The sequence below is a fragment of the Bradyrhizobium sp. genome (assembly GCF_049691595.1).
Classification (GTDB): Bacteria; Pseudomonadota; Alphaproteobacteria; order Rhizobiales; family Xanthobacteraceae; genus Bradyrhizobium.
Genome location: NZ_JBAVNZ010000235.1, coordinates 1 through 7,563, shown reverse-complemented (window position 1 = coordinate 7,563; position 7,563 = coordinate 1). Strand labels below are relative to the sequence as shown.

At 64.5% G+C, this 7,563-nt stretch carries 9 protein-coding genes; 4 read left to right on the top strand and 5 right to left on the bottom strand.

What is annotated here, in order from left to right:
* From mltG to fabD, 5 genes are all read right to left on the bottom strand, one after another.
* Positions 1 to 1,154, bottom strand: a 1,154-nt coding sequence (gene mltG / locus WCE35_RS10515; protein WP_424593273.1) for an endolytic transglycosylase MltG, incomplete at its 3' end; no start/stop codon positions are given.
* Between the two features lie 127 nt (positions 1,155 to 1,281).
* On the bottom strand, positions 1,282 to 2,547 hold the full coding sequence (gene fabF / locus WCE35_RS10510; protein ID WP_424593272.1) for a beta-ketoacyl-ACP synthase II: 1,266 nt from the start codon (positions 2,545 to 2,547) through the stop codon (positions 1,282 to 1,284).
* A gap of 97 nt (positions 2,548 to 2,644) precedes the next feature.
* Entirely contained in the window at positions 2,645 to 2,884 is a 240-nt protein-coding gene (locus tag WCE35_RS10505; RefSeq protein WP_008969609.1) for an acyl carrier protein, read from the bottom strand.
* A 295-nt stretch (positions 2,885 to 3,179) separates the two neighbouring features.
* The gene (gene fabG / locus WCE35_RS10500) at positions 3,180 to 3,917 is read right to left on the bottom strand and encodes a 3-oxoacyl-[acyl-carrier-protein] reductase (RefSeq protein WP_424593271.1); all 738 of its coding nucleotides are present in this window, start codon (positions 3,915 to 3,917) and stop codon (positions 3,180 to 3,182) included.
* Positions 3,918 to 3,936: 19 nt separating this feature from the next.
* Positions 3,937 to 4,890, bottom strand: a complete 954-nt coding sequence (gene fabD, locus WCE35_RS10495; protein WP_424593270.1) for an ACP S-malonyltransferase — start codon at positions 4,888 to 4,890, stop codon at positions 3,937 to 3,939.
* A gap of 358 nt (positions 4,891 to 5,248) precedes the next feature.
* On the opposite strand from fabD, the gene rpsF reads away from it, so the two are divergent.
* The 4 genes from rpsF to rplI all read left to right on the top strand — a co-directional run.
* Positions 5,249 to 5,719 (top strand): 30S ribosomal protein S6, encoded by a 471-nt coding sequence (gene rpsF, locus WCE35_RS10490; protein ID WP_424593269.1) that lies wholly within the window; start codon positions 5,249 to 5,251, stop codon positions 5,717 to 5,719.
* Between the two features lie 5 nt (positions 5,720 to 5,724).
* Entirely contained in the window at positions 5,725 to 5,964 is a 240-nt protein-coding gene (rpsR, locus tag WCE35_RS10485) for a 30S ribosomal protein S18 (protein WP_002711478.1), read from the top strand.
* Between the two features lie 124 nt (positions 5,965 to 6,088).
* Entirely contained in the window at positions 6,089 to 7,063 is a 975-nt protein-coding gene (locus tag WCE35_RS10480; protein ID WP_424593268.1) for a DUF2232 domain-containing protein, read from the top strand.
* Between the two features lie 50 nt (positions 7,064 to 7,113).
* Positions 7,114 to 7,563, top strand: a 450-nt coding sequence (gene rplI, locus WCE35_RS10475) for a 50S ribosomal protein L9 (protein WP_424593267.1), incomplete at its 3' end; no start/stop codon positions are given.

The following is a 7,563-nucleotide window of genomic DNA, read 5'->3' as shown; positions in this document are numbered from 1 at the left end:
GGATTGGTGTCCGCCGGTGCGCCCGCGGCGGCCGGCGGCGGCACGTCATCGGCAGGTTCGGCGGTGTCGTTCTGGATCTGCTTTTCCATCGTGCGCAGCTTGGCGACGTTCTTCTGGTGCTGGTCGTAGGTCTCGGTAAAGGCGTGGCCGCCGCTGCCATCGGCGACGAAGAACAGGTCGCGGGTGCGCGCCGGATTGGCGGCTGCCTCCAGCGAGGCGCGGCCGGGATTGGCGATCGGCCCGGGCGGCAGGCCGTCGATCACATAGGTATTGTAAGGCGACGGCTGCTGAATTTCGGAGCGCCTGATCGGCCGGCCCAGCGTTCCCTTGCCGCCAACCAGCCCGTAGATAATGGTCGGATCGGACTGCAGCCTGATCCGCTGTCGCAGGCGATTGACGAACACCGCGGCGACGCGGCTGCGCTCGTCGGCCTTGCCGGTTTCCTTCTCGACGATGGACGCCAGGATGACGAGCTGCTCGGGCGACTTGAGCGGCACGTCGGGATTGCGGCGTTCCCAGATTTCCGCAAGCACGCGCTTCTGCGTCTGTTGCATGCGCTGGACGACCTGATCACGCATGGTGCCGCGCGGAAATTTGTAGGTCTCCGGCAGCAAGGTGCCTTCGCGCGGTATCTCGCGAACCGTTCCGGCGAAGATATCGCTATCGGAAAGACGCGCCACGATCTGTTCGGAGGTCAGGCCTTCGGGAATGGTGACGGCGTGCTGCACCACCTTGCCTTCGACGATGGTGCCGATGACGTCGCGCAGGCTGGCATTCTTCGGAAACGCGTACTCGCCGGGCTTCAGGTCCGAGCTCGCCTTCAATGCCAGCACGCTGCCAATGAACAGCCAGGGATTGACGTCGATCACGCCCTCGCGCTGCAAGGTGTCGGCGATGTCCCTCTTTCCGGCCCGCGCCGGAATGTTGACGATCTTGTCCTCGCGCAGCGGACCCGGCGTCTCCAGGATCTGCCTGCCGTAATAATAAACGGTGCCCGCACCGATCATCAGAATAACGAGAATGGTGATGATGGCATTGCCGACCACGACGAACGGATTGCGGGCACGTTCCGACCGCTTCGGCGGCGGCGGCAACTGCTCGGGCTCCAGCGCCGCGCGCGGGCTCCGTGGTGAAATGGGCGGCCTCTCACTCATCGATGCAACCTGAATCCTGCCGGTTCAATCGTTGGCCCGACAAACCCCTGCCCGGCCAATCGCACACGCCCGCACCTAGAAGTCATCGCCGAATACGGCAAAACGGTGGAGTGAATATCAACACCTGCTAGTTTGCCACGCGCTGCACGATCACGGAAGCGTTGGTGCCCCCGAAACCGAACGAATTGGACAGCGCGACATTGATCTCGCGCTTGCGCGGCGTATGCGGCACGAGATCGATCGCCGTTTCCACCGACGGATTGTCGAGATTGATGGTCGGCGGCGCGACGTTGTCCCGGATCGCGAGAATGCTGAAAATCGCCTCGATCGCGCCGGCCGCGCCGAGCAGATGCCCGGTCGACGATTTGGTCGACGACATCGAAGCTCTGGACGCCGCATTGCCGAGCAGCCGCTCCACCGCACCGAGTTCGATCTCGTCACCGATCAGCGTCGAGGTTCCGTGCGCGTTGATGTAGTCGACGTCCGACGGCGTGATGCCGGCGCGCTTGACGGCGGCGGCCATGCTGCGGAATCCGCCGTCGCCGCCCGGCGCCGGCGAGGTGATGTGATAGGCGTCGCCGGACAGCCCGTAGCCAACCACTTCGGCGTAGATTTTCGCGCCGCGCTTTTTCGCGTGCTCATATTCCTCGAGCACCACGATGCCGGCGCCCTCGCCCATCACGAAACCATCGCGATCCCGGTCGTAGGGACGCGACGCTTTTTCCGGCGTTTCGTTGAAGCCGGTCGACAGCGCCCGCGCGGCGCAAAATCCGGCCATGCCGATCCGGCAAATCGGGGATTCCGTCCCGCCCGCGACCATCACGTCGGCATCGCCGAGCGCGATCAGCCGGCTGGCGTCGCCGATCGCATGCGCGCCGGTCGAGCACGCCGTCACCACCGAATGATTGGGACCCTTGAGGCCGTGCTCGATCGAGACATATCCCGACGCCAGGTTGATCAGGCGGCCCGGAATGAAGAACGGCGACACCTTGCGCGGGCCCCGCTCCTTCAGAAGGATCGCCGTATCGGCAATACCGGACAGGCCGCCGATCCCGGAGCCGATCAGGGTGCCGGTCGCGCATTTGTCTTCTTCGGTCGCGGGATGCCAGTCGGCATCGTCGAGCGCCTGGCGCGCCGCGCACATCGCGAAGATGATGAAGTCATCGACCTTGCGCTGGTCCTTCGGCTCCATCCAGTGGTCGGGATTGAAGGTGCCGTCGGTGCCGTCGCCGCGCGGGACCACGCAGGCGATCCGGCTGGTCAGGTCCGAGACTTCGAAGGTCTCGATCTTCCTGGCGCCGCTGCGGCCGCCCAGGATACCCGCCCACGTTGTGTCAACGCCGCAGCCGAGCGGCGTAACCATGCCCAGCCCCGTGACGACAACCCGTCTCATGTCAAAAACTCCGGCCCGATATCCGCGGTGCATGACAAGAAACCGGGGGACCGTTCGGCAACGGCCCGTCCGGCTTCGTCAGCACCTGCGGGGGGCGTCAGCTTTTTGCGTTCTTTTCAAGAAACTTCGTCGCGTCGCCGACGGTCAAAATCGTCTCCGCGGCGTCGTCGGGAATTTCGCAACCGAACTCTTCTTCGAATGCCATCACGAGCTCGACGGTGTCGAGACTGTCGGCGCCAAGGTCATCGATGAAACTTGCATTGTCGACCACCTTGTCGGGTTCGACACCGAGGTGCTCGACCACAATCTTCTTAACCCGCTCGCCAATCTCGCTCATCATTCAACCTCGTGCTTGTTCCATTGGACCCGACCCCAAGACGATACGAGCCATCGTGGTCGTTTAGCTTCCTTTGCAATCGCGCATAGTCTTGATTCGGCCCGGTCGTAGCCGACTAAGTCCCGGCGAACGGCAGGCGTTGCCCCCCGCCAATATACAGGGATTCAAAATCCTGCAATGGCGTTCTTTGCCCATCCGATGCAGGTTCGGTTACCATACTTCCAAAGCCTTGACTACAAGCCTCAAGCGGCCATCGCAAACCGCCTGTCGCCGCATCGACGGGCCGGTAAGGGGCTCAAATCATGGCCATTCCGCCATTGACGTGAATCGTCTGTCCGGTGACGTAGGCAGCCTCATTGGAGGCGAGATAGACCGCCGCCGCGGCGACATCTTCCGGGGTCCCCAGCCGCGCCGCAGGAACCTTCGACAGGATCGCCTCACGCTGCTTGTCATTGAGCGCGTCGGTCATCGGCGTCTTGATGAAACCGGGCGCGATGCAATTGGCGGTCACGTTGCGCTTGGCGTATTCGGCGCCCAGCGTCTTGATCAGCCCGATGATCCCGGCCTTCGATGCGGTGTAATTGGCCTGCCCGGGATTGCCGGTGACGCCGACGATCGAGGTGATCGCGATGATGCGGCCGAAGCGCCTGCGCATCATCAATTTGGTGGCGGCGCGGGCGAGGCGGAAGGTCGCGGTCAGGTTGATCCTGATGACGTCATCCCAGTCCTCGTCGCGCAATTGCACGAACAGGTTGTCGCGGGTGACGCCGGCATTGGCGACGAGAATATCGACCTGGCCCATGGCGGCTTCCGCCGCCGGCACCAGCGCTTCAACCTCGGTGCTGTCAGAGAGATTGCACGGCAGCACGTGAACCCGCTCGCCGAGCCTGGCCGCAACAGCGTCCAGCACCTCGCGGCGCGTGCCCGAGATCGAAACCGTCGCACCCTGCGCATGCAGCGCCTGCGCGATCGCGCCGCCGATGCCGCCGGTCGCGCCGGTCACCAGCGCCGTCCTCCCCGTCAAATCGAACATCACATCTCCTCTCGGCCGCTCACGCCGAAGCCGCCAATGCGTCCTTTGCCGCGGCGATATCGCCGGGGCCGCCCACCGAAACGCCTACCGCGCCGTCGGCGATGCGCTTGACCAGCCCGCTCAGTACCTTGCCGGCGCCGATTTCGAAAAACCGCGTGACGCCTTGGCCCGCCATGTAGGCCACCGACTCGCGCCAGCGCACCGTGCCCGTGACCTGCTCGACCAGGCGGCGGCGGATTTCATCGGGATCGGTGATCGCCACCGCCAGCACGTTCGATACCAGCGGCGAGGCCGGCCGCCTGATCGTGACATCGGCCAGCGCCTTCGCCATCGCATCGGCGGCGGGCTGCATCAGCTTGCAATGGAACGGCGCCGATACCGGCAGCAACATCGCGCGCCTGGCGCCCTTGGCCTTGGCGATTTCCACCGCGCGATCGACGGCCGCCTTGTCGCCGGAGACGACCACCTGCCCGCCGCCATTGTCATTGGCGGCCTGGCAAACCTGCCCCTGCGCCGCTTCGGTGGCGACCGCCACCGCCGCCTCGTAATCCAGACCGAGCAGCGCGGCCATCGCGCCGGCGCCGACCGGCACGGCCTTCTGCATCGCAAGCCCGCGGATGCGCAAGAGGCGCGCGGTGTCGATGATGCTGAGGCTGCCGGCCGCCGCCAGCGCCGAATATTCGCCAAGCGAATGCCCGGCGACGAAGGCGGCATCCCGTCCGACCGAAAAGCCGGCCTCGGTCTCCAAAACGCGCAGGGTCGCGAGCGACACCGCCATCAGCGCCGGCTGGGCGTTTTCGGTGAGCTGCAGGGTTTCCGCCGGGCCGTCCCAGATCACCGCGGTCAGCTTTTCGCCGAGCGCCGCATCGACCTCGTCGAACACGGCGCGCGCCGCCGCAAAGGCCTCGGCGAGCGCCTTGCCCATACCGACCGCCTGCGAACCCTGCCCCGGAAAAGTGAATGCTGCCGTCATCGGCGCTCCCTGAACGTCCCAAATCCCTTTAGAGATTTGCGCCGAAAGACACTGCGGGGGACGGTGATGTCAAGCCGCCGGGCGGTTCCCGGCTTTTTTCCTGCCGTTTCAGCGGCCGTTTTCCTTTGGGCTTTCGCTTGCCTTGGCCCCGAAAACCCTTATAACCCGCGCCATCCGTGGATCCCGGCCGGGAGCTGAACGGACGGTCTCAGCAATCTCACCTTTTTGGCGATGTTGATGTGACAGGGCCAGTCGGCCCGTCGTCCCGTGCTCCCGCCTTCTGAGCATTATCGAGTCCTTTCCGAAGGTCTCGAAGGGCTTGCCGCCGGGAACCGCGTCAACACAGGAAAGGACACCCATGCCGCTTTATGAGCATGTCTTTCTCGCGCGTCAGGATGCGAGCACCCAGCAGGTCGAAGAACTGACCACCCAGATGACCGGCATCGTCGCGCAGGCGGGCGGCAAGGTCACCAAGACCGAGAACTGGGGCGTGCGTTCCCTCACCTACCGCATGAACAAGAACCGCAAGGCCCATTTCGTGCTGATGAACATCGACGCTCCCTCCGCGGCGGTCTCCGAGATCGAGCGGCAGGAGCGGATCAGCGAAGACGTCATCCGCTATCTCACCGTTCGCGTCGAACAGCACGAGGAAGGTCCCTCGGCGATGATGCGCAAGGCCGATCGCGACCGCGAGCGCGACGATCGCGGCGGCGGTTTCCGCGGTGACCGCGATGGCGGCTTCCGTGGCGATCGCGACGGCGGCGGCTTCCGCGGCGATCGCGGTCCGCGCCGGCCGCGCGATGACGCCGACGCTGCGATTGAGGAGTAGGAATCATGGCTGAAGCTGGTGCACGCCGTCCGTTTTTCCGCCGCCGCAAGACCTGCCCGTTCACGGGTCCGAATGCGCCGAAGATCGACTACAAGGATTCCAAGCTGTTGATGCGTTACGTGTCCGAGCGCGGCAAGATCGTGCCGAGCCGCATCACCGCCGTCTCCGCCAAGAAGCAGCGTGAACTCGCGCGCGCCATCAAGCGCTCGCGGTTCCTCGGTCTGTTGCCCTACGTTATTCGCTAGTCATTGCGATCGGCGGCATGTGTGCCGCCGATCGCACTATTTCATAAGGCTTCCGGGTCGTCCGGTCGCCGATGGTTGGGGTTTTTCAAAGACCTCTAACCGCTCGAAAGGGGCGGGACAGCTGATGATCGCGACATTTGCCATTGCTATCGCTGCCGGCTGCGCGTCGGCGCTGATGTTCGCCTCGATCCTTTCGGGCGCGCTGATCTCGTTGCTGCTGCTTTATTTCGCTCCGCTGCCTTTGATGGTGGCCGGGCTCGGATGGGGTCCGCTCGCGGCGACCATCGGCGGCATCGCGGCCGCTTCGGCTCTCGGCGCGATCTTTGGCCTGTCGCATGGCCTCGGCTTCGCGGTCACCGTTGCGCTTCCCGCCTGGTGGCTTGGTCATCTCGCTTTGCTGGGACGGCCGGTTTCGGCGGGCCTCAGCTCGGGCAACGGCGCCGCACCCGTGGCGCCCGCGCTGGAATGGTATCCGGTCGGCCGCATCCTGCTCTGGATCGCCGGCTTTGCCATCCTGACCGCGATCGTGATCCTGCTTACGTTAGGCAGCGATGCGGAGGCTATCACCGGCACGCTGCGGCGAGGCCTGCTTCGATTTTTCGGCCCGCGCGACACCGCGACGGGCGCCGATATCGAACGAATTGTCGATGCCTTTGTGACAATCGCGCCGGCCGCGGTGACCATCACCGCCATGTTGAGGCTGACGCTCAATCTTTGGCTCGCCGCGAAAATCACCGCGACTTCCGGACGGCTGCACCGGCCCTGGCCGGATCTCAAAACCACGGCGATGCCGCCGATGACGCTCGCCGCATTGTCTGTCGCCCTCGCCTTCTGCTTTGTCGGCGGGCTGTCCGCGCTGTTCGCGCAGACTGTAGCGACCGCCTTGATGATGGCTTACGCCATCGTCGGCTTCGCCGTGCTGCATACGCTGACATTGGCACTGAGGTATCGCGCGTATTGGCTGACCTGCGCTTACACCATCGTCGCGGTGCTGACCTGGTCGATGCTGGTGATGGTCGCCATTGGACTTGCCGATGCCGTCTTCGGATTTCGCCAACGTTTCTTGCGCAAGAGGCCACCGCCGCTTCCGGCATCCTGAAATCACCCATCCCTCAAACCGCGATACTCATCACCTGAAGGAGAACGAATATGGAAGTCATTCTGCTGGAGCGCGTTGCCAAGCTCGGTCAAATGGGCGAGGTGGTCCGCGTCAGGGACGGGTTTGCCCGCAATTTCCTCCTGAAGCGCGGCAAGGCGCTGCGCGCCACCGCCGACAACCGCGCCAGGTTCGACGGCATGAAGGCCGAGCTCGAGGTCAACAATCTGAAGGCCAAGGCCGAGGCAAGCAAGGTTGCCGAGAAGATCGACGGCCGTAACGTCGTGGTGTTGCGCCAGGCGTCGGAAACCGGCCAGTTGTTCGGCTCGGTCACGGTTCGCGACATCATCGCCTCCTTCGAAGCCGATAAAGTCATCATCAGCCGCGGCCAGGTCATGCTGGATGCCCCGATCAAGACCGTGGGCAAGCATAGCATCGCCATCGCCGTGCATCCGGAAGTCGAAGTCAGCGTCACCGTGACGGTCGCGCGCTCGGCCGACGAG

Excerpts from the sequence above, each read along its gene's own strand:
- fabF (WP_424593272.1), bottom strand. The coding sequence starts at position 2,547 with ATGAGACGGGTTGTCGTCACGGGGCTGGGCATGGTTACGCCGCTCGGC.
- WCE35_RS10505 (WP_008969609.1), bottom strand. The coding sequence starts at position 2,884 with ATGAGCGAGATTGGCGAGCGGGTTAAGAAGATTGTGGTCGAGCACCTC.
- fabG (WP_424593271.1), bottom strand. The coding sequence starts at position 3,917 with ATGTTCGATTTGACGGGGAGGACGGCGCTGGTGACCGGCGCGACCGGC.
- fabD (WP_424593270.1), bottom strand. The coding sequence starts at position 4,890 with ATGACGGCAGCATTCACTTTTCCGGGGCAGGGTTCGCAGGCGGTCGGT.
- rpsF (WP_424593269.1), top strand. The coding sequence starts at position 5,249 with ATGCCGCTTTATGAGCATGTCTTTCTCGCGCGTCAGGATGCGAGCACC.
- rpsR (WP_002711478.1), top strand. The coding sequence starts at position 5,725 with ATGGCTGAAGCTGGTGCACGCCGTCCGTTTTTCCGCCGCCGCAAGACC.
- WCE35_RS10480 (WP_424593268.1), top strand. The coding sequence starts at position 6,089 with ATGATCGCGACATTTGCCATTGCTATCGCTGCCGGCTGCGCGTCGGCG.